The organism is Aggregatilinea sp. (genome assembly GCF_036822615.1).
GTDB lineage: Bacteria > Chloroflexota > Anaerolineae > Aggregatilineales > Aggregatilineaceae > Aggregatilinea.
On the sequence record NZ_DAISHJ010000061.1, the window covers coordinates 1 to 24,672 of the forward strand.

The window sequence follows — 24,672 nt, forward strand, 5'->3', positions numbered from 1 at the left end:
CAGCCAGGGCAAATAGCCGAGCGTGACGGCAGCGGCGACCGGGATCAGGCGCTTGAGCGCGGCGCGGTGATAGATCAGCGCGTGCAGCCCATGCGCGATCAGGATGAAACCGCCCCAGTAGATCGTGTAAATCAGCAGCAGCGCGCTCACGACATACGCCGCGCCCCAACTCGCCGCATAGCGCCGCGTGAAGCGCCAGTACGTCCACGAACTGAGCACGGCCAGCATCAGGTAGAAGTTATAGGGGCGGGCGAACGGCACGAACGCCAGCACGATGTCGCTGGCGGCCAGCAGCAGCGCGGCAGCGGCAGCGGCGCGCAAGCCGAAACAGTCCAGCGCCAGCCGGTAGGTGATCGCCACCGCGAGCAGCATGGTCCATACGCCCAGGATGCGGAAGTTGATCAGGTCCGGGCCGAGCAGCGCCTGCCAGCCGTGCAGCGCGAAAAAATCAAGCGGCGGGAAGCTGTCCTGCTCCACGAACGCCATCACACCGGAGAGATCCGGCTGCTGTGCGGCGTGGATGGTCCAGCCCTCGTCGAGCCAGATCGACAGGTGCGCAAAGCCGGGAATGATCAGCAGCGCGGCAAACAACAGCGCGGCGACGCCGGGCAGCCAGCGGCGGCTGGAAGGTGGTTCAGGGGTGGGCAGCGGGTCCGGCGAAAGACGTGCGGTGCGTGACGTAGTGGGTCGCAAAGCTAAACCGTCCAAGCGATCTCCCCGGTTCCCTGCGAAGTGGCATTCAAACGCGCCGGAGTGTAACAAGGGGCCCTTTTCCACGCCAACTTACAGGCCCGTCATCGCCCGCGCCGCTCACCCATTTCCCCATTCCACTCAGGCGGCGGCGTGGTTGACGCGTCTTTCGCGCGGCAGGCTTGCTATAATTTGATTTGAGAGACGATCATCGCTGAATTCACCCGGCAGAGACGAGCATTTCCCAGAATTCTATCTACAATATAGGGGTGTTCTGACCCGCCGGAAACTCGGATGATTCGGGGCCTCCGATCGCACAACGGAATGAAGGGCTGTGATGGATTTTTGGCGTGATTTTCCGGGACCCAACGCAGGCTATGTATTAGAGCTTTACGAGCGCTACCGGGACGATCCCGCATCGGTGGACGCGCAGACGCGCGCGTTTTTCGAGCACTGGACGCCGCCCGCTGACGGCCATATCGCCATGCCGGTCGAAATCCCCGCCAGGGGACAGGCCGTCGATGTGGACAAGATTATGGGTGTGGTCAATCTGGCGCAGTCCATTCGCGGCTTCGGCTATCTGGCCGCGCAGCTCGATCCGCTCGGCAGCGCCCCGCCCGGCGATCCGGCCCTGGCGCTGGACGCGCACGGCCTCACCGAGCAAGACCTGGAAGATCTGCCCGCTAGTCTGGTGGGCGGCCCGGTCGGGCAGTCGTCGGCCAGCGCCGCCGACGCGATCCGCACGCTGCGCCGGATCTATTCCTCCACCACCGGCTACGACACAGATCACATTACCGTGCCGGAGGAGCGCGCATGGCTGCGCGACGCCGCCGAGCGCGGCACGTACCGCCCGCCGCAGATGCCCATCGACGAGCGCGCCCTGCTCGAACGTCTGACGCAGGTCGAAGGCTTCGAGCAGTTTTTGCACCGCACCTTCCCCGGCAAGCACCGTTTCTCGATCGAGGGATTGGACGTGATGATCCCCATGCTGGACGAAGTCGTGTGCGGCGCGGCGGGCAGCGGCGTGCAGAGCATCCTGATCGGCATGGCCCATCGCGGGCGGTTGAACGTGCTGGCGCACATTCTGCACAAGCCCTACCGGCAGATGCTGGCCGAGTTCAAGGATCCGGTTGCCAACCGCATTTTCCGTGAGGACCTGGGCTGGACCGGCGACGTGAAATATCACAAGGGCGCGTTCCTCAGCGCGGATCAGGCGGAGCCGTGCGACGTGGCGATCACGCTCTCGCCCAATCCCAGCCATTTGGAGCTGGTGAATCCGCTGGTCGAAGGCATGACCCGCGCGGCGGGCAGCTCGGTGGACCAGGGGGGCGCGCCCCGGTTCGATCCGCTGGTGACGCTGCCGGTGCTCATTCACGGCGACGCGGCCTTTCCCGGCCAGGGCGTCGTGGCCGAGACGCTCAACCTCTCCGGCCTGCCCGGTTACTGGACCGGCGGCACGGTGCACATCATCGCCAACAACCAGCTTGGCTACACGGCAGAGCCGGAAGATTCGCGCAGCACGCGTTATGCCAGCACCCTCGCCAAAGGCTTCCGCATCCCGATCGTGCACGTCAATGCCGACGATCCGGTGGCGTGCATCGAGGCGGCGCGGCTGGCGCTGGCGTACCGCGAACGCTTCCAGCACGATTTCGTGATCGACCTGATCGGCTACCGGCGCTATGGGCATAACGAGGGCGACGAACCCGCATTCACGCAGCCGCTGATGTATGCTGCCATCGACAAGCACCCCACGGTGCGCGCGCGGTGGGCACAGACGCTCGTGGAACGCGGCGCGATCGACGCGAGCGAAGCGGACGCGCTGGTCGATCAACGGCGCGAGACGCTTCAGGAAGTGTGGGAGGCGCTCGATCCGGTCGAGGATCTGTCTGAGCCGGAGCCGGAGCCGCCGCCGCGCGGGATGGCCCGCCGGGTGAAAACCAACGTGCCGGTCGAGCTGCTGCAAGAGCTGAACGAAACGCTGCTGACCCTGCCGGACGGGTTCGCCCTGCACCGTAAGCTGGCCCGCGCGCTCGATCGCCGCCGGGAGGCGCTGCAAGATGTTGACGCGGTCGCCGTGGACTGGGCGACCGCCGAAGAACTGGCCCTGGCGACCATTCTGGCGGACGGCGTGGCGATCCGCATGACAGGCGAGGATACGGAGCGCGGCACGTTCAGCCAGCGGCACGCGGTTTTCCACGATGTGGAGACGGGCGCGACGTTCACGCCCTTGCAGGCGCTGCCCCAGGCCAATGCCGCCTTCGAGATTCACGACAGCCCCCTGTCGGAAAACGCGGCGTTGGGCTTCGAATACGGGTACAACATCCAGGCCCCGCACCGGCTGGTGCTGTGGGAAGCGCAGTATGGTGACTTCGTGAACGGCGCGCAGCCGATTATCGACGAATACATCAGCTCGGCGCGGGCCAAGTGGGGCCAAACGCCGTCTTTGGTGCTGCTGCTGCCACATGGCTACGAGGGGGCCGGGCCGGATCATTCGAGCGCGCGGCTGGAGCGCTTCCTGGCGATGGCCGCCGAAAAGAATATGCGCATCGTCAACTGCACCACGGCGGCGCAGTATTTCCACGTGCTGCGGCGGCAGGCCGCCCTGCTGGAAGTCGATCCGCTGCCGCTGATCGTCATGACGCCCAAGAGCTTGCTGCGGCACCCGCTGGTGTCGTCGTCGCTGCGCGCGCTGGCCGAAGGTGGCTGGCAGCCCGTGATCGACGATCCGGGCGCGCAGAATCGCGTCGATGAGGTGCAGCGTTTATTCCTGTGCAGCGGCAAGATTTACGTCGATCTCGTGGCGAGCGACCTGCGCGAACAGCACCCCGAGGCGGCGATTGCCCGCATCGAGCAGTTGTACCCGTTCCCGTCCGAAGACATCAGGCACGTGCTGGACTGTTATCCCAAGCTGGAAGAAGTGGTATGGGTGCAGGAAGAACCGGCCAATATGGGCGCGTGGCCGTTCATCGCGTTCCGGCTGCGCAAGGCCATCGACGGGCGCTGGCCGCTGCGGTATGTGGGCCGCACCGCCAGCTCCAGCCCGGCGGAGGGATCGTCGGCGTGGCACGCGCGCAACCAGGAGACGCTGGTCAAGCAGGCCTACGACCGGGGACCGGACGAGATCGCGCACGACTTTATCATCAGCTAGAGGCAGCGAATAGCGGACAGCGTTTAGCCGTTAGCGATGAGCTAAAGGGCAAACGTAGGGGTAGAGCTTGCTCTACCCGGCTTTGCTGACCACGGGCGATGCAAGGATCGCCCCTACGAAGGGCAGAGCCGCCTATCGCGCCGCTAAAAGCTTACCTTACTGTATAGGGGGCAGTTCATGACTTGCCCCTACCGGGCGGAGCAAGCCCCGCCCCTACGAGGCCCACCGGATATTGTCTGTGCCGAGTCGGGATGAGATTTTTGGCGAACAGTAAATCGCTGGCCGCGACGCTGCGAGCGAAACGAGCAAAGGACTGATCACGCGATGGCGAATGAAATAGTAGTGCCCGATTTAGGCGAGTCGATCGTCGAAGCGACCGTGGCCGACTGGCTGAAGCAGGAAGGCGAGAGCGTCAAGGCGGGCGAGACGGTCGTCATCCTGGAGACGGACAAGGTGGACCTGGACGTGGCCGCGACCAGCGACGGCGTATTGGCGCGCATCGATCGTAAGGCGGGCGAGGACGTGAAAATCGGGGATGTGCTCGGCGTCGTCGAGGCGTCGGACGGGCAGCCCGCGCCGCAAGCGGCTCCGAAAGCCCCAGCGCAGCCTGCTGCCAGTACGCCGTCGGAAGATGGCGGCGCGGAGCACGTGACACCGGTCGCGCGGCGGCTGGCCGAGGAACACGGCATCGATGTGGCGGCAGTGTCCGCCTCCGGTCCGCGTGGGCGCGTGACGAAGGAAGACGTGCAGCGCTACATCGACCAGAGCAAGTCCCCGCGCGCGCCTGAAAAAGCGCCCGCGCCGAAGCCTGCGTCCGCGCCTGCTGCGCCACCTCCACCGGAGCGCATCGCCCGCGAGGAACGAGTGCGTATGACACGCCGCCGCCGCACGATCGCCGAGCGGCTGGTCGAGGCGCAGCGCACCGCTGCGATGCTAACCACCTTCAACGAGATCGACATGAGCGCCGTGATCGATATCCGCACGCGGCGGAAAGAGTCGTTCCAGAAGCAGCACGATATCAAGCTGGGCTTCATGTCGTTTTTCGTCAAGGCCAGCGTCGGCGCGCTGAAGGCGTTCCCGCCGCTCAACGCCGAGATCGACGGCGACGAGATCGTGCTCAAGCACTACTACGACATCGGCGTGGCGATCGGCGCGCCCGAAGGGCTGGTCGTGCCCGTCCTGCGCGACGCGGATCGCATGTCCTTCGCGGGGATCGAGCGCGAGATCGACGCATTTGCGCGCAAGGCCAAAGACGGCGCGCTCTCGCTGGACGATCTGCGCGGCGGCACGTTCACGATCACCAACGGCGGCGTGTTCGGCTCGATGATGAGCACGCCCATTCTCAATCCGCCGCAGGTCGCCATCCTGGGGCTACACAAGATCGAGCAGCGCCCGGTGGTGGTGAACGGCGAGATCGTGATCCGCCCGATGATGTACGTCGCGGTCAGCTACGATCACCGCATCGTGGATGGGCGCGAGGCGGTGCAGTTCCTGGTGCGCATCAAGGAGCTGATCGAGGATCCGGAAACGCTGCTGCTGGAAGGGTAACGCGAACCGCGTATTTATCGGGAGCCGCCGGAAAATCGAAACAGTACGGGTCACCGCGCTGGGTCCTGCATGGCAGGGGCAGGTGGTGACCCTTATAATATTAATTGATCTGACACACAGGATGCGGTACGGGCCGCAAATCAAAACCGTTTAGCCTATGCTCCTCGATTCTTCAGACGCGCTGCCTGCGCCATTGTCCCAGGCGATCGATCGTCTCCAGGCCTCGACTGCTCTAGTCGTGCAAACGGCCATCACCGAGTTTTATGCGATCCATCCCGATCTTCACCTCGCGCACGGGTACGAAGGGGTGCGCCGCTGGCGCGACGACACCCAGCGCCACCTCCAGACCCTGATCGCGGCGCTGCGGGTGGGAACCCCGGCAATGTTCGCGGACTATGCGCGGTCCTATGCGGAGGATATGCGCGCGCGGGGGCAGGATCCGTTTGCGTTTGGGCACCTGTTGGAGCTGATCGGCCAGACGATCCGCGAGCAGTTGGGCGACGAGGTGTGGGTGCCGGTGCACGCGGCGCTGGACGCCGCGCTACGGCAGATCCCGATGGAGGGGAAAGAGTATACGGTGGCGCTGCCTTCGGATAACGACCTGATGCCCGCCTATTTCAATGCGGTACTGAGCGGCAACCGGGTCGCTGCACAGGATCTCGTGTTTGGCGCGCTGGATCGCGGCGCGACCATCCGGCAGTTGTATCTCAACGTGTTCCAGCCCGCACTGTACGACGTGGGCCAGATGTGGGCTTCCGGGCGGCTGTCCGTCGCGCAGGAACATCTGGCGACCGCGATCACGCAGACGATCCTGGCCGGGATCTATGCGCGCGTGCCGATGACCGCCCCCGGCCAGCAGCGGGCAATCGTGGCCTGCCTCGCCGGGAACTATCACGAGATCGGGCCGCGTATGCTGGCCGACTTTTTGCAGATGGCCGGGTACGATACGCGTTTTCTGGGCGCGAACACGCCCACCGACAGCCTGCTGGCGATGATTGATGACGTGAAGCCGGACGTGGTCGGTTTGGCGTCCACGACGCAGGAACAGGTCGATCAGGTGAAGGACGCCATCGAGCGGATTCGCGGCGACTTCCAATCCTACCGGCCCACGATCATGGTCGGCGGGCTGGCGTTCAACGCGGCGGATAACCTGTGGCGGCGCGTGGGCGGCGACGTCTGGGGCATGGACGCCGGGCAGGCCATCGATCATCTTGTCGGCAGCGCGGACTGGTAGCGCCTTATGGCTTCGACGCCTCATCCCCTGCTCAACTGGTACATGTCCGTGGCGGCGTTCGTCGAGGACGGCGCCGCGGTCGTGGTCGGACTGTTCGATCTGCCCACGGGCCGCCTGCTCTACAGCAACGGCGGGCTGCGCTTTTTGCTCGGCATGCGCGACGGCGAAGATCCGCCGCTCGATCACTTCGTGGTGCCCACCTTCGAGCATCTGCGCGCGTCACAGGCGGACGGGGGCCGGATTTATGAGGGTTGGCTGACGTTCGGCGGTCAGGGTGTGCCGCACCGCTCGGTGCATGGGCTCGTCGAGCGGCGCGGAGATCAGATCCTGGTGCTGGCCGAGCACGACGTGGCGGAGATGGAACGCATCAACCGCGAGATCACCGCGCTCAACGGCGAGATCACCAACCTTCAGCGCGAGCTGTCCCTGCGCAAAACCGCGCTGGAGAGAACGCTTGATGAGCTGCGCGAAACACAGATGATGCTCATCCACGCCTCGAAGATGAACGCACTCGGTCAGGTCGTGGCGGGGGTGGCGCACGAGATCAATAACCCCGTGTCGTTTATCAACAGCAACCTGTACAGTCTGCACAGCGCCACCGCCGATATCCGGCAGGCGTACGAAGCGCTGGAAGCGCTGGTCGGCACGGAAGGCACGGACGCGCAGCGCGAACGCGCCGGGCAGATCCGCGAACAGGCGGATCTGGACTTCCTGTTCTCCGATCTGGACGATCTGCTGGACGCGTCGATTCAGGGCCTCGCCCGCGTGAAGCGCATCGTGGAGGATCTGCGCGCGTTTTCCCGCCTGGACGAAGCCGAGTTCAAAGAAGTCGATCTGGCCGAAAACATCCAGAGCACGCTGGCGATCGCCCAGCCGGAGCTGCGCAACCGCATCACCGTCGAGCTGGATCTGGGTGCGCTGCCGCGTATAAAGTGTTATCCTGCGGAATTGAATCAGGTGTTCATGAACCTGATCGTCAACGCGGCCCAGGCCATCGAAGGGACCGGCACGCTGCGCATCAGAGGCTGGGACGAAGGCCGCCAGATCGGGCTTCAGTTTTCGGACACAGGCCACGGCATGACGCCCGACGTGATGGAAAAACTGTTCATCCCATTCTTCACGACCAAACCGGTCGGTTCCGGCACAGGGCTGGGACTGGCGCTGGCCTATAAAATTATCGTGGATCACCACCACGGCACGATCACTGCCGACTCGACGCCCGGCCAGGGCAGTACATTTACAATTACCATCCCGAAGGATTTGAGCCATGACTGAGATGCCCGACCTACCGCGCGGCAATCTGCTCATCATCGACGACGAGGAAGAAATCCTCAAGGCGCTGAACCGCCAGTTTCGCCGCGAGTACACCGTGTATCTGGCGCACAGCGCGGACGAGGGCTACCGCCTGATGACCGAGACGCCCATCGACGTCATCATTTCCGACCAGCGTATGCCGGGCATGACCGGCGCGGAATTCTTCAAGAAGGTCAAAAGCGAGTTTCCCGACGCGATCCGCCTGCTGCTGACCGGCTATGCCGACATCGAGGCGGTGATCGCGGCCATCAACGACGGCAACGTGTTCCGCTACATCGCCAAGCCGTGGGACCCGGTGGAGCTTGAAACGACCGTCGCGCAGGCGTTCGAGCGCTATGACCTCATCGTGCAAAACCGGGCGCTGCTCAAGGAACTGCAGGAAGCCAATGCCAGCCTGGAACAGCGTGTGGCGGCGCGCACGGCGGAACTGGCCGACGCCAACGAGCGGTTGGTGCAGCTCAACGAACTGAAGAACGAGTTCATGGGCATCGCCGCGCACGACATGCGCACGCCCCTGACGGTGATCAAGGGCATCGCCACGATGTTGATGGCGCGCCAGAATATCCCGGCGGACATGCGCACCGAGTACATGCAGATGATCCTCGATTCCGTGCAGGATATGCTGAACCTGCTGAACGACCTGCTGAGCATCTCCGAGATCGAATCGGGCAAGCTCACGCTGCGCCCGCAGGAAGTGGACCTGGAGACGTATATCAACCGGATCGCGCAGCTCAACCGTCCGCTGGCGGAAAACAAGGAGATCCAGATCGTCACCGAATTCGCGCCCGGCCTGCCGCACCTGCGCTTCGATCCCGAGCGCGTCCAGCAGGTGTTCAATAACCTGCTCAGTAACGCGTTCAAGTTTTCGAACCCCGGCACGACCGTGACCATCCGTGCCGTGTCCAGTGACGACAACGTCGAATTTTCGGTGATCGACCAGGGCCAGGGTATCGCGGCGAGCGAAGTCGGCCAGATCTTCGAGGCGTTCCAGCGCACCAGCACGCGAGCCACCGCCGGGGAATCGAGCACGGGGCTGGGGCTGGCGATCTGCAAGCGCATCGTGGAGCTGGCGGGCGGTCAGCTTGCCGTCGAAAGCGAGCAGGGCAAAGGCAGCCGCTTTTACTTCACACTGCCCCGCGTCGCGGAACCGGTCGGGGAGGCCGCGCCCGGCGAATAGGGCACAGCCTCCGGGCCCGGGCCGGGATTCATCTCCCTCTCATCTGGCCCTTGCTGTCTCCAAATGCCTTCCAAAACGCCCGCCGGGACTGTCCGGCGGGCGTTTTTTCGCCTGAACCGGGTACGCGGTCCCGGCGAAATACCCCTCAGGCGCTCCAATGACGGGCCTTCGACGCGGCTTGCGCTGCTCATCAAGCCTTAAACCGGCGTGCAGCTCCATCTAAACCCGCTCCCCTATAGTCTGAATGGATGAAAGGGGAGGACGTTCTATGTCAGAGCGTGAAATTGTCGTTGAGAGCATTGTCAAAAAGTATCCTGAAGTCACCGCCGTCGATCACGTGTCGTTCAAGGTCAAGGCGGGCGAGATCTTCGGCTTCCTGGGACCCAACGGCGCGGGCAAAAGCACACTGGTGTCGATCCTGACCACGCTGCGCCTGCCGTCTGCGGGGCGGGCTAGCGTGGGCGGCTACGACGTGGTGACGCAGGCGAACGAGGTGCGGCGCATCGCGGGTGTGGCGCTGCAGGAAATTGGCCTCGATCCGCTGATGCGGTCGATGGAACTGCTCACCATTCAGGGCCAATTGTTCGGCGCGAGCCGGAACGACGCCCGGCGGCGCGCGGAGGAACTGCTGGATCTGGTGCGGCTGCGCGATGCGGCGGACCGGCGTGTGGGCAAGTACAGCGGCGGGATGCGCCGCCGCCTCGATCTGGCGCTGGCGCTGGTGCATAACCCGCAGGTGTTGTTTCTGGACGAGCCGACGACCGGCCTAGATCCGGCCAGCCGCCGCGACGTATGGACCGAGGTGCGCCGCCTGAACCGCGATCTGGGCATGACGATTTTTCTCACGACACAGTACCTGGAAGAAGCGGACGAGCTGGCCGACCGGATCGCCATCATCGACCAGGGTAAGCTGGTCGCGGAGGGCACGCCCGGCGATCTCAAGGCGCGCGTCGGCGGCGAATCGATCAATCTGGTCTTTGCCGATGGCAGCGCCGCAGAAAAGGCCGCGCAGCGCCTGGACGACATGGCGGAACGCATCCAGCGCGACCGCGAGATGGTGCGGCTGTATATGCCGGGGGCGGCGGGCGCGGTGGCGTCCGTGGTGCGCCGCCTGGAAGACACGCAGCTTGAGCCACTGACGCTGACGCTTTCTCAACCCACACTCGATGATGTTTTTCTACAGGTGACCGGGCAGCGCTTCGCCAAAGAGCAGCCAGCCCGATCCGCCGTGTGACCTTGCCGGAAAGGGGGATTCCCACCTATGGAAGCCGTTCATTCATCACAGATCATGACGCACAGCCGGAAGCCGGAAGGCAGGCTGGCGCTGCCGCACCAGATCACGATACTCACGTGGCGCAATCTGGTGACGATTGCGCGCACGCCGGAAGCGCTGCTGCCGCCGATCGCCATCAGCATCTTTTTCCTGGTGATCTACAAGTCCACGCTGGGCAAAGCGGCGGGCTTTCTGCCGGAGCTGAGCGGCGGCAGCTATATCGGATTCATTCTGCCGCTGTCGATCGTCAGCGCGTCGCTGGCCGGGGCCGGGGTCGCCGCGCAGAACCTCGTGCGCGACGTGTCCAACGGCTATTTCGACAAGCTGCTGCTGACGCCCGTCAGCCGTACCGCGCTGCTGCTGGCACCCATTCTGGCGGGCGCAGTGATCCTGGGCGTGCAAGCGGCGATCGTGATCGCGGTCGGGTTTTTGTTGGGCCTCGACCCGGCGACGGGACTTCCGGGTGTGCTGGCCGTGCTGGCGCTGGCAGTGCTGCTGGGGACCGGATTCGCGGGCTTTACCGTCTCGGCGGCTCTGGGCAGCGGCAGCGCCGCCGCAACGCAGGGCGCGAGCTTCGTCTTTTTCCCGCTGACGTTTCTCACCGCCAGCTTCGTGCCGCTCGATTTGCTCGACGGCTGGCTGAAGACGGCGGCGCGTCTGAACCCGATCACCTACGTGCTGGAAGCCATGCGCGCGCTGCTGAATGACGGCTGGGATATGTCCGCGCTGGCGCAGGGGATCGCCGCGACGCTGATCCTGGCCGTGGCGATGTATGCGCTGGCGTTCTACGCGCTGCGCGTCCGCACGCGCCGGGCGTGAGGTAAACAGCGTTGTAGGGCTGGTTGTGTGCGGCCCTGCGGCGGTTTCGCGTTACAGGTAGTGGGCAGGGTGCACAAAGGACCGCGTATTGTCAGAATGAAGGTGGTATGCGGCCCGGCATATCCGGCGGCGCTTTGTGGAATCCACCCAAACTTTGACCAATATCCGCCCGATGACTTGACACGCCCCGCTGTTCTGCGATAGAGTGAACAGCAATCAATCGCAAGTTTGAACCTGTTTGAAACCATTCGACAGAGACCGAACACAAACCATGAACCTGCGCAGCCTGGTCGTCCTCCTTATTAGCATTAGCCTCGTCCTTATTGGCGGGGTTTTCGCGGTTGGGAGGGCCTGAGCGCAGGCCGGTCAAGGTGACTTAGGAGCCTCCCAACACTCGGGAGGCTCTTTTCATTTAAGGGCAAAAACGATCATGACATTCGGAGCACTGTTACCGACCCTGTCCCTACTTAACGTCATCGTTATTGGCCTCCTTCTCGCTCTTGGGAAGGAGGAGCAACGGGTTGGAACGGTGCTAGCCCCGGCGCTGAGCAGAGTTGATGAGCGGCGTCAGGGGTAAAGGGAAACACAGAGGCCGCTCCAACCCGTAGGAGCGGCCTTTTTGTTGAGCGGTTATTCGGCAGGTATTCAGCCAGCAGGTGCAGAAGACTTCTAAGGACAGGCAGCATTATGCGTTCAGACCGGATCAAAAAAGGCTTTGAGAGAGCGCCTCACCGCAGTCTGCTCAAGGCGACCGGCGTCACCGACGCCGACATGCGCAAGCCGTTTATCGCCATTGTGAACTCGTACGTGGACATCATCCCCGGCCACGTGCACCTGCAGGAGTTTGGGCGGGTGGTTAAGGAAGCCGTCCGCGAGGCGGGCGGCGTGCCGTTCGAGTTCAACACCATCGGCGTGGACGACGGCATTGCGATGGGGCATATCGGCATGAACTTCTCGCTGCCCAGCCGTGAGCTGATCGCAGACAGCGTGGAGACGATGATCGAGGCGCACGCCTTCGACGGCATGATCTGCATCCCCAACTGCGACAAGATCGTGCCCGGTATGCTGATGGGCGCGATGCGCGTAGACATCCCCACCATCTTCGTCAGCGGCGGCCCGATGGCCGCAGGCAAGACGCCCGATGGCCGCGCGATCGACCTGATCAGCGTGTTCGAGGGCGTGGGCGCCTACAGCGCAGGCAAGATCGACGAGAACGAGCTGAAGATGCTGGAAGACTTCGGCTGTCCCTCGTGCGGCTCCTGCTCAGGCATGTTCACCGCGAACTCGATGAACTGTCTGATGGAGGCTCTGGGGCTGGCGCTGCCCTACAACGGAAGCGCGCTGGCCCAAACCCCCGAACGCATCGCTCTGGCACAAGAAGCGGCGCGCCGGATCATGGTTCTGATTGACGAGAACGTGACGGCGCGCCGCATCGTTACAGCGGAAGCCATCGACGACGCGTTCGCGCTCGACATGGCGATGGGCGGCAGCACCAACACCGTGCTGCACACCCTGGCGCTGGCCTACGAGGCGGGGGTCGAGTATCCGCTGGAGCGCATCAACGCGGTGGCGGCGAAGGTTCCGCACATCTGCAAGGTCAGCCCGGCGTCGCACTGGCACATGGAAGACGTGCACCGCGCGGGCGGCGTCCCGGCTATTCTCCACGAAGTTGCCACCCACTCCGACGTGCTCCACCTCGACCGCCCCACGGTTACCGGCAAGACCCTGGGCGAAAACATCGCCACCGCTGAAGTGACCGACTACGAAGTTATCCGCCACGCGGAAGATCCCTACAGCGCGCGCGGCGGGCTGGCGGTCTTGTTCGGCAGTCTGGCTCCCGAAGGCGCGGTGATCAAGATCGGCGCGATCTCCGACAACATGCGCCACCACTGCGGCCCGGCGCACGTTTACGAGAGCGAAGAAGACGCTTCGCGCGGGATTTTGAACGGCGAAGTTCAGGCGGGCGAAGTGGTCGTCATCCGCTACGAGGGTCCGCAGGGCGGTCCCGGTATGCAGGAAATGCTCGGCCCGACGGCGCAGATCCAGGGGCGCGGCCTGGGCGACAGCGTCGCGCTGGTGACGGACGGGCGCTTCTCCGGCGGCAGCCGGGGTGTCTCGATTGGGCACGTCAGCCCCGAAGCAGCGGCCCGCGGCCCGCTGGCGGCGGTGCAGGACGGCGACATGATCGACATCGACCTGGACGCGCGGCGTCTCGATTTGCTGGTCGATCCTGAAGAAGTTAAGCGGCGTCTGGCAGCGCTGCCTCCCTTTGATACCGATATCCCGAGCCGGTGGCTGCGCCGTTATGCGCGACTGGTCAGCAGCGCCAGCACCGGGGCCGTGTTCCTGGATTGAGCGGTACCGTTACATCACAGCCTGCACACACAATGCCTGCCATCGAGCGAGGAGGAGAAGTAAAGTGAAACTTACCGGTGCTGAAATTATCATGGAATGCCTCATGCGTGAGGGCGTGGAGACCATCTACGGCTATCCCGGCGGCGCGATTCTGCCGTTCTACGACGCGCTGTCCAAGTACCCCCAGATCCATCACGTCCTGACGCGGCACGAGCAGGGCGCGGCGCACATGGCCGACGGGTTTGCCCGTGCGACCGGCAAAGTCGGTGTGGCGATCGGCACGTCCGGCCCCGGCGCGACGAACCTCGTCACCGGCATCGCCACGGCGATGATGGACTCCTCGCCCATCGTGTGCATCACGGGGCAGGTCGCCAGCAGCGTCATCGGTACGGACGCCTTCCAGGAAGTGGACGTGACCGGCGTCACTCTGCCCATCACCAAACACAGTTATCTTGTCTACGATGTGGAAGAGTTGGCTTATATCATCCGCGAGGCGTTCCACATCGCGCGGACGGGGCGTCCCGGCCCCGTGCTGATCGATGTACCCAAAGACGTGCAGAACGCCGTTACGGAGTTTGAATATCCCGAAGGCGAGATCTACCTGCCCGGTTACAAGCCGCCGCAGAAAGCCAACGCGGATGAAATTCAGGCTGCGATGGACCTGATCCAGCAGGCCCAGCACCCCGTGATTCTGGCGGGGCACGGCGTGCTGATGTCCGGCGCGACGGCGGAAGTGATCGAGTTTGCCGAGCGCACCCAGACGCCTATCGCGCTGACGCTGCTGGGCAAGGGCGGCGTGCCCGAAAGCCACCCGCTCTCGTTGGGCATGATGGGTATGCACGGCACGGGCTACGCGAATCTGGCGATCCAGGATGCCGACCTGCTGCTGGCGTTCGGGATGCGCTTCGATGACCGCGTGACGGGCAACCTGAAGACGTACGCCCCCAACGCGAAGAAGATCCACATCGACATCGACGCGTCCGAAATTCACAAGAACGTACACGCCGACGTGCCTATCGTGGGCGACCTGAAGACGGTCCTTAACCAGCTGCTGCCCGCGCTGCCCGCCATCGAGCACCGCGAATGGCTGGCGCAGATCCGCGACTGGATGGAAGACGCCGACGAGCGCGATATCGTGCACCAGCACGTGACCAACAAGCTGCTGGCGGCGCACGTCATCCGTGATATGTGGGTGGCGACGCAGGGCAATGCCATCGTCGTGACCGACGTGGGCCAGCACCAGATGTGGGAAGCGCAGTACTACCTGCACGAGCGCCCGCACACCCTGATCACGTCCGGCGGCCTGGGCACGATGGGCTTCGGCCTGCCCGCTGCCATCGGCGCGTCGATGGGCCTGAAGACCAACGACGTCTGGCTGATCGCCGGGGATGGCGGCTTCCAGATGACCATGAGCGAGCTGGCGACCGCCGTGCAGGAGCATGTGCCGGTCAAGATCGCCATCATCAACAACGGCTACCTGGGCATGGTGCGCCAGTGGCAGGAATTCTTCTACGAGGAACGTTACAACGCCACGCCCATGATCACGCCGGACTTCGTCAAGCTGGCCGATGCGTACGGCATCCCGGCGAAGCGCGTTACCCAGCGCGAAGACGTGATCCCCGCGATGCAGTGGGCGGAAACGATTGAAGGCGGCCCGGTTCTGCTGGAATTTGTGGTCGAGAAGCACGACATTGTTTACCCGATGGTTCCGGCTGGCGCTGACCTGCACAACATGATCCGCCGCCCGGTGCCTTCCCCCGAAGGGCTGTAGAGGTGCATCATGGCGAGTGGAAACATGAATGACAAGCAAACCCTGGTGGCGCTGGTGGAAAACCGTCCCGGCGTCCTGAACCGGGTGGCGAGCCTGTTCCGTCGGCGCAATTTCAACATCGACAGCCTCACCGTCGGGCGCACGGAAAACTCCGAAATTTCCCGTATGACGATCGTGGTCGATCACGACGCAGAGCAGGTCGGCAACCAGCTTTCGAAGCTGGTGAACGTCATCGAAGTGCAGGAAGTGACCGACGTGCCGAACGTCAGCCGCGACCTCGCGCTGATCAAGGTGGCGGTCGAGGGCAGCCAGGCGCGCGGCGAGATCGTGCAGTTGTGCGACATCTTCCGCGCCCACATCGTGGACGCCGGGCCGAACGCCGTGATCGTGGAGATCACCGGCGACGAGCAGAAGATCAGCAGCATGGTCGAACTGCTGCGCCCGATCGGGATCAAAGAAATGGTCCGCACGGGTGTCGTTACGATGGCGCGCGGCGAGCACGTCCTGGCCCCGGACGAATTCCAGATGCGATCTGTCAAACGTACCAACGGCCATCGCGCGAGTGTAGTGTAAGCTTAACGACACACACGTCGAACGGGGCAATTCACGGATTGCCCCTACGGAGTGAGGCCAGCCTCGCTCCCTCAGAAACGCTTTTTCGCGGGAACGACGGCATACGCCGCCCTTGAAGTCACACTGGAGATTTTCTGTGGCAAAGCTTTATTACGATCAGGACGCAGATCCGAAGTATCTCGAAGGCAAGACGGTCGCCATCATCGGTTACGGCAGCCAGGGCCACGCCCACGCGCTGAACCTGCACGACAGCGGCGTGAGCGTCGTCGTCGGGCTGTACGAAGGCAGCAAGTCGTGGGCCGCCGCCGAGGAAGCCGGGCTGAAGGTCATGTCCGTGGACGATGCTGCCGAAGCCGCCGACGTCATGATGATTTTGGTCCCCGACACGATGCAGGCGAAGGTTTACCACGAGAATATCGAGCCGCACCTGAAGCCCGGCGACACGCTGATGTTCGCGCATGGCTTCAACATCCGCTACGGCCAGATCCAGCCGCCCGCGTCGGTGGACGTGAGCATGGTCGCGCCGAAGGCCCCCGGTCACCGCGTCCGCGAGGTCTACCAGGAAGGCGGCGGTACGCCTGCCCTGGTCGCCGTGGAGCAGGATGCCTCCGGGCACGCGCTCGATCAGGCGCTGTCGTATGCACGCGCACTGGGTGCGACCCGCGCGGGCGTCATCCAGACGAGCTTCACCGAAGAAACCGAAACGGACCTGTTCGGCGAGCAGGCCGTGCTGTGCGGCGGCGTGACCGGGCTGATCAAGGCCGGGTTCGAGACGCTGGTCAAGGCGGGCTACCAGCCGGAGATCGCGTACTTCGAAGTGCTGCACGAGATGAAGCTGATCGTGGACCTGATCTATCAGGGCGGCATGAACTACATGTGGTATTCCGTCTCCGACACCGCCGAACAGGGCGGCTATCTGGGCGGCGACCGCCTGATCAACGAAGACGTCAAGGGCGAGATGCGCAGGATGCTGGATGAGATCCAGGACGGGTCGTTCGCCAAGCGCTGGATCGCGGAAAACGAAGCCGGGCGCGGCAATTTCATCGGGCGTCGCAAGCAGGAACAGACCCTGATGATCGAAAAAGTGGGCGAGGAACTGCGCGATATGATGCCGTTCCTGCACGCCAAGCGCGCGCCCAATCTGAACGAGTAAACGTGAATGTTCCGTAGGGGCAATTCATGAATTGCCCCTACGCATTCGACGACGACGGGACAGACGATCCGAGTTCTACGGAAGGGAGGTGATCGAATGTCCGAGGATGGCCTTAGCGGCCTGCTGGAAGATGACCTTACCGATTTGACGCACACAGCACGACCTGACCTGACGGCACAATACGAGAGGACACAATCAGCATGGACGAGCCTGGGGTTGATCCCAAAAACGTTGTACGGATTTTCGACACCACCCTGCGCGACGGCGAGCAGTCGCCCGGCGCGAGCCTGACCAGCGCGGAAAAGATCGACATCGCCCGGCAGCTGGCACGGCTGGGCGTGGACGTCATCGAGGCCGGTTTCCCCGCCGCATCGCCCGACGACCTGGAAGGCGTACGCCGCATCGCGCAGGAGGTCGGCACGGCGGACGGGCCGATCATCTGCGGGCTGGCGCGCGCCAACAAGAACGACATCGACAAGGCCTGGGAAGCGATCCAGGATGCCGCAAAGCCCCGCATCCACACCTTTATCGCCACGTCTGACATTCACCTGGAACACAAACTGCGCATGACGCGCGAGCAGGTCGTGGAACGCACGCGCGAGATGGTCGCCTATGCGCGCTCGCTGTGCGAGGACGTGGAATTCTCGCCGGAAGACGCGGGCCGCTCCGATCCCGGCTATCTGGTCGAAGTGCTGACTGTCGCCATCGAAGCGGGTGCGACGACGTTGAACATCCCCGACACGGTCGGCTACCTGTCGCCGGGTGAATACGGCGCGCTGATCGACCAGCTCATTTCGGAGACGCCCGGCAGCGACCGCGTGATCTGGTCCGTGCACTGCCACGACGACCTGGGCATGGCGACGGCAAACACGCTGGCGGGTCTGTCGGCGGGCGCGCGTCAGGCTGAAGTGACGATCAACGGCATCGGTGAGCGCGCGGGCAATACGTCGCTGGAAGAAGTCGTGATGGCGATCCACACGCGCCCCACGAATTACCACCTGACCACGAACATCGACACCACGCAGTTGGCCCGCACCAGCCGCATGGTGAGCAACTTCACGGGCATCATGGTCCAGCCCAACAAAGCCATTGTGGGCGCGAATGCCTTCAGCCACGAGGCGGGCATTCACCAGGACGGTATGCTGAAGCATCACATGACGTACGAGATCATGACGCCGGAGACGGTCGGTCTGTCGCAGAGCAATCTGGTGCTGGGCAAACACAGCGGACGCCACGCGTTCCGCGTGCGCCTGCAAGATCTGGGCGTCGAGCTGGGCGAGGAAGAACTGAAACAGGCCTTCGAGCGCTTCAAGGATCTGGCGGATAAGAAGAAGCTGGTCACCGACGCGGACATCGAGGCGCTGATCGCGGACGAGTTCTACGGCCCTGAGGAAGTCTTCAGCCTGACCGGGATTCAGGTCGCGTGCGGCCAGCCCGGCATGCCCACCGCGACGATCAAGCTGCGCGGCCCCGACGGTGAGGATCACCTTGCCGCCGCGATCGGGACCGGCCCGGTGGACGCGGCCTATCAGGCTATCGACCAGATCATCAACACGCCCGCGACGCTCGTCGAGTACCGCGTCAACGCCATCACCGAAGGCATCGACGCGCTGGGCGAAGTGACCGTTCGCATCCGTCGCAACGACGATGACAGCCCGCGCACGTTTGGCGGCCACGGGGCGGACACGGACATCATCGTCGCCAGCGCCAAGGCATACCTGTCGGCGTTGAACAAGCTGCTGGCCTATACCGGCTACCAGGATCGCAAGCCCGAAGGCGAAGCCTCGACCGTGCGCGTCAACGCGGCGGTTCCGGCCAACTAGGACACGAGGAGCGACGACGATGGCCTCTAACGACTCACCTAACGGCAGACCGCGCGCCGCCGCGCCGGAACCTTCCGGGTTGTTCGACGCTTTCCCGGAGCCGCGCGGCTGGGCACAGAATTGGGACGGCTCCGCGCTGGGACTGCCCGAGCGCACCCCGCCGCCCGCCGCGATCAAGGTTCGTTTCATCCGGCGCGGATAAGACACAACATCGCCAATTGGCGTAGGGGCGTATTGCAATACGCCCCTACGAAAGCCATTTCTGACGGGGCAGGCGTACAGCCGCTCCCAAGACTCTGCCGGAGATTTCGTAGGGGCAATTCATGAGTTGCCCTTACCGCCAACGCAATATCAATCAGGTTTTATCCGGCAGATACCATACCGCTCAACGCTAGCAGCATATCGCTAACCGCTTATTGGAGAGGCACATGGGAAAAACACTGGCCGAGAAGATCATCGCTGCACACGCGGAAGACGCCGCCGAGGTTTCGGCGGGCGATCTCGTCACGGTCCACACCGACGTGGTGATGGCGAACGACGTGACGGCGGCCATCGCTATCGAATCGTTCAACGCGATGGGCGTGGGCGAAGTGTATAACAAGGACCGCATCATGCTGGTCCCCAGCCACTTTGCGCCCAACAAAGACATCAAGAGCGCGGAACAAACCCGTACACTGACGATGTTTTCCCAGGACCAGGCTCTGAGCAACCGCTTCCAGGTGGGGCGCGCGGGCATCGAGCACGTCGTGCTGCCGGAGCGCGGTCTCGTTCTGCCCGGCGATCTGGTCGTCGGCGGCGACAGCCACACCTGCACCTACGGCGCGGTCGGTGCATTTTCGACTGGCATGGGGTCCACCGACATCGCGTTTGCGATGGCGACCGGTAAGACGTGGCTGAAGGTGCCGGAGACGATGAAGTTCGTCTACACTGGCACGCCCAAGCAGTGGGTGTACGGTAAGGACCTGATCCTGCGCACGATCGGTGAAATCAGCGTGGACGGCGCACTGTACCGCTCGATGGAGTTCACCGGCCCGGCAATCAACGCGCTGCCGATGTCGGAGCGCCTGACCATGACCAACATGGTGATCGAGGCGGGCGGCAAGTGCGGCTTTATGCCGTTCGACGATGTGACCCGCGAATACGTCGAGGCACGCGCGACCCGGCCCTACACACCGTACTTCGCCGACGACGACGCGACGTACTATTCCGTGCACGAGTTCGACGTGTCGGACATGGAGCCGCAGATCGCGTGCCCCTACTCCCCCGACAACGTGCACCCGATCAGCCAGGTCAAGCCGGAAAAGGCCGATCAGGTCTTCATCGGAAGCTGCACCAACGGGCGCTACGAAGACCTCGCCATCGTCGCGGACATCCTGCAGAAGACCGGGCGCGAGTTCAACCCCGACGTGCGCGTGATGATCATCCCCGGCTCGCAGGCCGTGTATCTCGCGGCGCTGCGCGCGGGCTGGATCGAGCTGTTCACGATGGCAGGCGCGGCGGTCAGCGTCAGCACCTGCGGCCCGTGCCTGGGCGGGCACATGGGCGTGCTGGCGAGCGAAGAAGTCTGCATCAGCACCAGCAACCGTAACTTCCGGGGCCGCATGGGCCACCGTGACGCGCGCGTCTTCCTGGCGAACCCCGCCATCGCTACCGCCAGCGCCATCATGGGCCGTCTGGCGCATCCTGACGAACTGTAGAGGCGACAATGGACTTCAACTTCGACGGCACGGTTTGGAAGTACGGCGACAACGTCGATACGGACGTGATTATCCCGGCGCGCTACCTGAACACCACCGACCCGGTGACGCTGGCGGCGCACTGCATGGAAGACATCGACCAACTGTTCGCGCAGGAGGTCAGCGCGGGCGACATCATCGTCGGTGGGCGCAACTTCGGCTGCGGCTCCAGCCGCGAGCACGCGCCGATCAGCATCAAGGGCGCGGGCGTCTCGTGCATCATCGCGGAATCGTTCGCGCGGATCTTTTTCCGCAACGCGATCAATATCGGCCTGCCGATCCTGGAAAGCCCCGAAGCCGCGCGTGAAGCGCAGAAGGGCGACCACCTGAGCGTGGACCTGATCGCGGGCAAGATCACCAACCACCGCAACGGCAAGACCTATCAGGCCAGCCCCTACAACGGCATGGTGCTGCAAATCATCGAAGCGGGCGGCTTAGTCCCCTACACGCGCAACGTGCTGGGCATCAACATTACCAACTAGCGGAGCGGGCCGCGCGCCTGCTCCGCAAGGGGCAGGTGCGCACCGCACGTGTGTGTTCACCTGCCCCTTACGTGGAGATCGCACCTCCCTGTAGGGGCAATTCATGAATTGCCCCTACTACGACAAACACAAATACGGTCTTTATCACAGCATGAGGAGGCAGATTATGAGCACGGTAGAAGTCTACGACACGACGCTCCGCGATGGCACGCAGGGCGAAAACATCTCCCTTTCCGTTGAAGATAAGCTGAAGATCACCCAACTGCTGGATGACTTCGGCGTGTCGTACATCGAGGGCGGCTGGCCCGGCTCCAACCCCAAAGATGCGGCCTATTTCCAGCGCGCGAAAGACCTGAACCTGACGCACGCCAAGATCACGGCGTTCGGCATGACCTGCCGCGTGGGCGGCTCGCCCCACGACGACGCGAACATCCTCGCGCTGCTCGAAGCGGAAACGCCCGTCTGCACGGTGGTCGGCAAAACGTCGCTGCTGCACGTCACCGAAGTGATCCGCGCCACGCCCGAAGAAAATTTACGCATCATCCGCGAAAGCCTCGCGTTTCTGGCAGCCAACGGACGCGAAGTGATCTACGACGCGGAGCACTTCTTCGACGGCTACAAGCTCAGCGCGGAGTACGCGTTCCAGACGCTGCAAGCGGCGCTCGACGGCGGCGCGACGATGCTGGTGCTGTGCGAAACCAACGGCGGCTCGATGCCGTGGGAAGTCGAGGAGATCACGCGCATGGTGGCGAAGGCGTTCCCCGGCGCGCGGTTGGGCATCCACACCCACAACGACGGCGAGCTGGCGGTTGCCAATACGCTGGCGGGCGTGCGGGGCGGCGCGGTGCAGGTGCAGGGCACGATCAACGGCTACGGCGAGCGCACCGGCAACGCCAACCTGTGTTCGATCATCCCCAACCTTGAGCTTAAAATGGGTTACCAATGCCTGCCCGAAGGGAATCTCGCCGGGCTGACGCGCCTGTCGCGCGCGGTGTCGGAGATCGCCAACATGGCGCCTAACTTCGGCGCAGCTTATGTGGGCCGGAGCGCCTTCGCGCACAAGGGCGGGATGCACGTCGCCGCCATCCGCCGCAACGTGGACAGCTACCAGCACATCGATCCGACCCTGGTCGGCAACGAACTGCGCGTGCTGGTGTCTGACCTGAGCGGGCGCGGCAACATGCTCAGCAAGGCCGAGGAATACGGCCTGGACCTGTCGTCGAAGGACGCGCAAGAAGTTGTGCAGCAGATTAAAGAACTGGAAAGCCGGGGCTTCGTGTTCGAGGGCGCGGAAGCGTCGATCACCATGCTGATGCGCCGCCGCCAGCCGGATTACGTGCCGCCGTTCGAGCTGTTGGACTTCATGGTCGTGGTCGAAAACCGGCGCGGGCGCGGTCTGTTTGCCGAGGCGACGGTGAAGATCCGCGTCGCGGGCCAGGAGATCCACACCGTGTCCGAGGGCAACGGCCCCGTGGACGCGCTCGACCGCGCGCTGCGTAAGGCGCTGGTCCCGGTCTTCCCGCAGTTGGGCGAGTTCCAGTTGGCCGACTATAAGGTGCGTATTCTCGACGGGCAGAACGGGACCGCCGCCACGACGCGCGTGCTGATCGATACACAGAACGGTCACCAGCGCTGGAGCACGGTCGGCGCGAGCGCGAACATCATCGAGGCGAGCTGGCAGGCGCTGGCCGACAGCGTTGAGTACGGGCTGGTCGTCGTCGAGCCGGAACCGGTGAGTTTGTAGCGCGCGGCGCGATTGACCTCACCCCCGGCCCCTCTCCAATCAAGTTGGAGAGGGGTGCAAAGCAGGTTGATCCTGTAGGGGCGGGTTCCTAGCCCGCCCTGCATTTGGCTCTGTTTCGTACCATCAGGAGTTTTCCGCCATGCAGGCAAAGATCGTAACCCTTCCCGGTGACGGCATCGGCCCCGACGTCGTCGCTGAGGCGATTCGTGTGCTCAACCGCGTCGCCGAGCGCTATGGGCACAACTTCACGTTCGACGAGCAGATGATGGGCGGCTGCGCCATCGACGCGGTGGGCAATCCGCTGCCCGACGAGACGCTGGCCGCCGCCGAACAGGCCGACGCCGTGCTGCTGGGCGCGGTCGGCGGGCCGAAGTGGTCCGACCCCACCGCCCCGGTCCGCCCGGAGCAGGGTCTGCTCAAGCTGCGCAAGCACTTCGACCTGTTCGCCAACCTGCGCCCGGTCAAGGTGTATCCCGAACTGGCGCAGCACGCGCCGCTGCGCCCCGATCTGCTCGAAGGCGTGGATCTGCTGTTCGTGCGCGAGCTGACCAGCGGCGCGTATTTCGGCGAGCGGCACGAGCAGGGCGACGGCAGCAATGCCTGGGACACCATGTTCTATACGGTGGACGAGGTGGATCGCGTGGCGCGCGTGGCGTTCGAGGCGGCGCGCAAGCGCAGCGGGCGGTTGGCCTCGATCGATAAGGCTAACGTGCTGGCTTCGATGCGGCTGTGGCGGCGGACCGTTAACGATGTGGCGCGCGATTATCCCGACGTGCAGGTTGAGCACGTCCTGGTCGATGCGTGCGCGATGTACCTGATGCGCAATCCCGCCCAGTTCGACGTGCTGCTGGCCGAGAATATGTTTGGCGACATCCTCAGCGATGAAGCCTCGGTGCTGGCCGGATCGCTGGGCATGCTGCCGTCCGCGTCGCTGGGCAGCGGCACGTTCGGCGTCTACGAGCCGATCCACGGCTCCGCGCCGGACATCGCGGGCAAGGGCATCGCCAACCCGATCGCCACGATCATGAGCGCGGCGATGCTGCTGCGCTACAGCCTGAACCTGGAAGCGGAAGCGAACGCGGTCGAGGCGGCGGTCGAGGCGGCCATCGCCAGCGGCGCGCGTACGGCAGACATCGTGGAAAAGGGCGGATCGCCGGTCAGCACGTCCGCGTTCACGGATCTGGTGCTGGACGGGCTGAAATAAAAACTATACGGGATCAAAACAGCAAGGGCGTCCACAAGATGCCCTTGCTAGAATGACTGCAGCAACTTCATCCACTAAACGTCTTAACTATGCTTTTTACATCTTCTCGAGAATCCACTCTCATAAATTTCATAGTATTTGCTTTAACAAATCTGTTGAGCTTCCTTAAGTTGATATGACACAAGATAAAGACTTTCCATTTTGCATACCTCGCTAGGTTTTTCTCTCTTCTTTTTAGAAATATATCAAATCGCTTAAAAAGGGCTTGGTAAACCATCAGAAGGCCTACGAAGTAGAGATAAGGAATAAGCAACAGTGTTAATGAAGGCTGTAGAATGAAGGATCTGATATTTTCAAGAGTTGCAAGACTTTTATAATCGGTTACTACCTTATGGAAGGCATAAAATAGTAAGAACATGCCAAAAGCCGAGGAAATAAAACTTATAAACTTCTTGATGGGAACGTATTCTGCCTTTGTCTCCGAAATGGCTTGCATTCCGCCAATAAAAACAAAGATTGGTACGAGAAAAAATTCGACGAGGAAATTAAAAGTATAGAAATTAACGACAAATTCAAGTATCAAAAGAAGTTTTAGATTATCGAGAATGATCGATTTGACATAATGTTC

Annotated in this window: 18 protein-coding genes and 1 pseudogene; 17 read left to right on the forward strand and 2 right to left on the reverse strand. The window is 63.3% G+C overall.

Annotated elements, in window-relative coordinates; all coding sequences use genetic code 11:
- Positions 1 to 708: glycosyltransferase family 39 protein (locus tag V7116_RS16085; RefSeq protein WP_324392970.1), on the reverse strand; the 708-nt coding region annotated here is incomplete at its 3' end.
- 319 nt (positions 709 to 1,027) lie between these two features.
- Here V7116_RS16085 and V7116_RS16090 point away from each other — a divergent pair.
- From V7116_RS16090 to leuB, 17 genes are all read left to right on the forward strand, one after another.
- Positions 1,028 to 3,838 carry a 2-oxoglutarate dehydrogenase E1 component gene (locus V7116_RS16090; RefSeq protein WP_324392971.1) on the forward strand — a complete coding sequence of 937 codons (2,811 nt, stop codon included), beginning with the start codon at positions 1,028 to 1,030 and terminating at the stop codon, positions 3,836 to 3,838.
- Between the two features lie 324 nt (positions 3,839 to 4,162).
- Complete coding sequence (odhB, locus tag V7116_RS16095; RefSeq protein WP_324392972.1) at positions 4,163 to 5,386, forward strand: 2-oxoglutarate dehydrogenase complex dihydrolipoyllysine-residue succinyltransferase; 1,224 nt, start codon at positions 4,163 to 4,165, stop codon at positions 5,384 to 5,386.
- A gap of 157 nt (positions 5,387 to 5,543) precedes the next feature.
- Complete coding sequence (locus V7116_RS16100; RefSeq protein WP_324392973.1) at positions 5,544 to 6,620, forward strand: cobalamin B12-binding domain-containing protein; 1,077 nt, start codon at positions 5,544 to 5,546, stop codon at positions 6,618 to 6,620.
- Positions 6,621 to 6,626: 6 nt separating this feature from the next.
- On the forward strand, positions 6,627 to 7,895 hold the full coding sequence (locus tag V7116_RS16105; RefSeq protein WP_324392974.1) for a sensor histidine kinase: 1,269 nt from the start codon (positions 6,627 to 6,629) through the stop codon (positions 7,893 to 7,895).
- Positions 7,888 to 9,111 carry a hybrid sensor histidine kinase/response regulator gene (locus tag V7116_RS16110; RefSeq protein ID WP_324392975.1) on the forward strand — a complete coding sequence of 408 codons (1,224 nt, stop codon included), beginning with the start codon at positions 7,888 to 7,890 and terminating at the stop codon, positions 9,109 to 9,111. Before V7116_RS16105 ends, V7116_RS16110 begins: the two co-directional genes overlap by 8 nt.
- A gap of 268 nt (positions 9,112 to 9,379) precedes the next feature.
- Positions 9,380 to 10,345: an ATP-binding cassette domain-containing protein gene (locus tag V7116_RS16115; protein ID WP_324392976.1), complete on the forward strand. Its 966-nt coding sequence runs from the start codon at positions 9,380 to 9,382 to the stop codon at positions 10,343 to 10,345.
- Positions 10,346 to 10,372: 27 nt separating this feature from the next.
- Complete coding sequence (locus V7116_RS16120) at positions 10,373 to 11,203, forward strand: ABC transporter permease (protein WP_324392977.1); 831 nt, start codon at positions 10,373 to 10,375, stop codon at positions 11,201 to 11,203.
- 687 nt (positions 11,204 to 11,890) lie between these two features.
- Complete coding sequence (ilvD, locus tag V7116_RS16125) at positions 11,891 to 13,558, forward strand: dihydroxy-acid dehydratase (protein ID WP_324392978.1); 1,668 nt, start codon at positions 11,891 to 11,893, stop codon at positions 13,556 to 13,558.
- Between the two features lie 64 nt (positions 13,559 to 13,622).
- Positions 13,623 to 15,329 carry a biosynthetic-type acetolactate synthase large subunit gene (ilvB, locus tag V7116_RS16130; RefSeq protein ID WP_324392979.1) on the forward strand — a complete coding sequence of 569 codons (1,707 nt, stop codon included), beginning with the start codon at positions 13,623 to 13,625 and terminating at the stop codon, positions 15,327 to 15,329.
- A 24-nt stretch (positions 15,330 to 15,353) separates the two neighbouring features.
- Entirely contained in the window at positions 15,354 to 15,902 is a 549-nt protein-coding gene (gene ilvN / locus V7116_RS16135; protein ID WP_324392980.1) for an acetolactate synthase small subunit, read from the forward strand.
- 136 nt (positions 15,903 to 16,038) lie between these two features.
- The gene (ilvC, locus tag V7116_RS16140) at positions 16,039 to 17,055 is read left to right on the forward strand and encodes a ketol-acid reductoisomerase (protein WP_324392981.1); all 1,017 of its coding nucleotides are present in this window, start codon (positions 16,039 to 16,041) and stop codon (positions 17,053 to 17,055) included.
- A gap of 200 nt (positions 17,056 to 17,255) precedes the next feature.
- Positions 17,256 to 18,878 (forward strand): 2-isopropylmalate synthase, encoded by a 1,623-nt coding sequence (locus tag V7116_RS16145; RefSeq protein WP_324392982.1) that lies wholly within the window; start codon positions 17,256 to 17,258, stop codon positions 18,876 to 18,878.
- Between the two features lie 19 nt (positions 18,879 to 18,897).
- Positions 18,898 to 19,080 carry a hypothetical protein gene (locus tag V7116_RS16150; protein WP_324392983.1) on the forward strand — a complete coding sequence of 61 codons (183 nt, stop codon included), beginning with the start codon at positions 18,898 to 18,900 and terminating at the stop codon, positions 19,078 to 19,080.
- 226 nt (positions 19,081 to 19,306) lie between these two features.
- Positions 19,307 to 20,575, forward strand: coding sequence for a 3-isopropylmalate dehydratase large subunit (locus V7116_RS16155; protein WP_324392984.1), 1,269 nt, complete (start codon positions 19,307 to 19,309; stop codon positions 20,573 to 20,575).
- 8 nt (positions 20,576 to 20,583) lie between these two features.
- Complete coding sequence (locus V7116_RS16160; protein WP_324392985.1) at positions 20,584 to 21,096, forward strand: 3-isopropylmalate dehydratase small subunit; 513 nt, start codon at positions 20,584 to 20,586, stop codon at positions 21,094 to 21,096.
- 166 nt (positions 21,097 to 21,262) lie between these two features.
- Positions 21,263 to 22,840 (forward strand): citramalate synthase, encoded by a 1,578-nt coding sequence (cimA, locus tag V7116_RS16165; protein WP_324392986.1) that lies wholly within the window; start codon positions 21,263 to 21,265, stop codon positions 22,838 to 22,840.
- A gap of 139 nt (positions 22,841 to 22,979) precedes the next feature.
- Positions 22,980 to 24,044: a 3-isopropylmalate dehydrogenase gene (gene leuB, locus V7116_RS16170; protein WP_324392987.1), complete on the forward strand. Its 1,065-nt coding sequence runs from the start codon at positions 22,980 to 22,982 to the stop codon at positions 24,042 to 24,044.
- 67 nt (positions 24,045 to 24,111) lie between these two features.
- Here leuB and V7116_RS16175 read toward each other — a convergent pair.
- Positions 24,112 to 24,672 (reverse strand): annotated as a pseudogene (locus V7116_RS16175) (hypothetical protein); the annotation flags it as partial.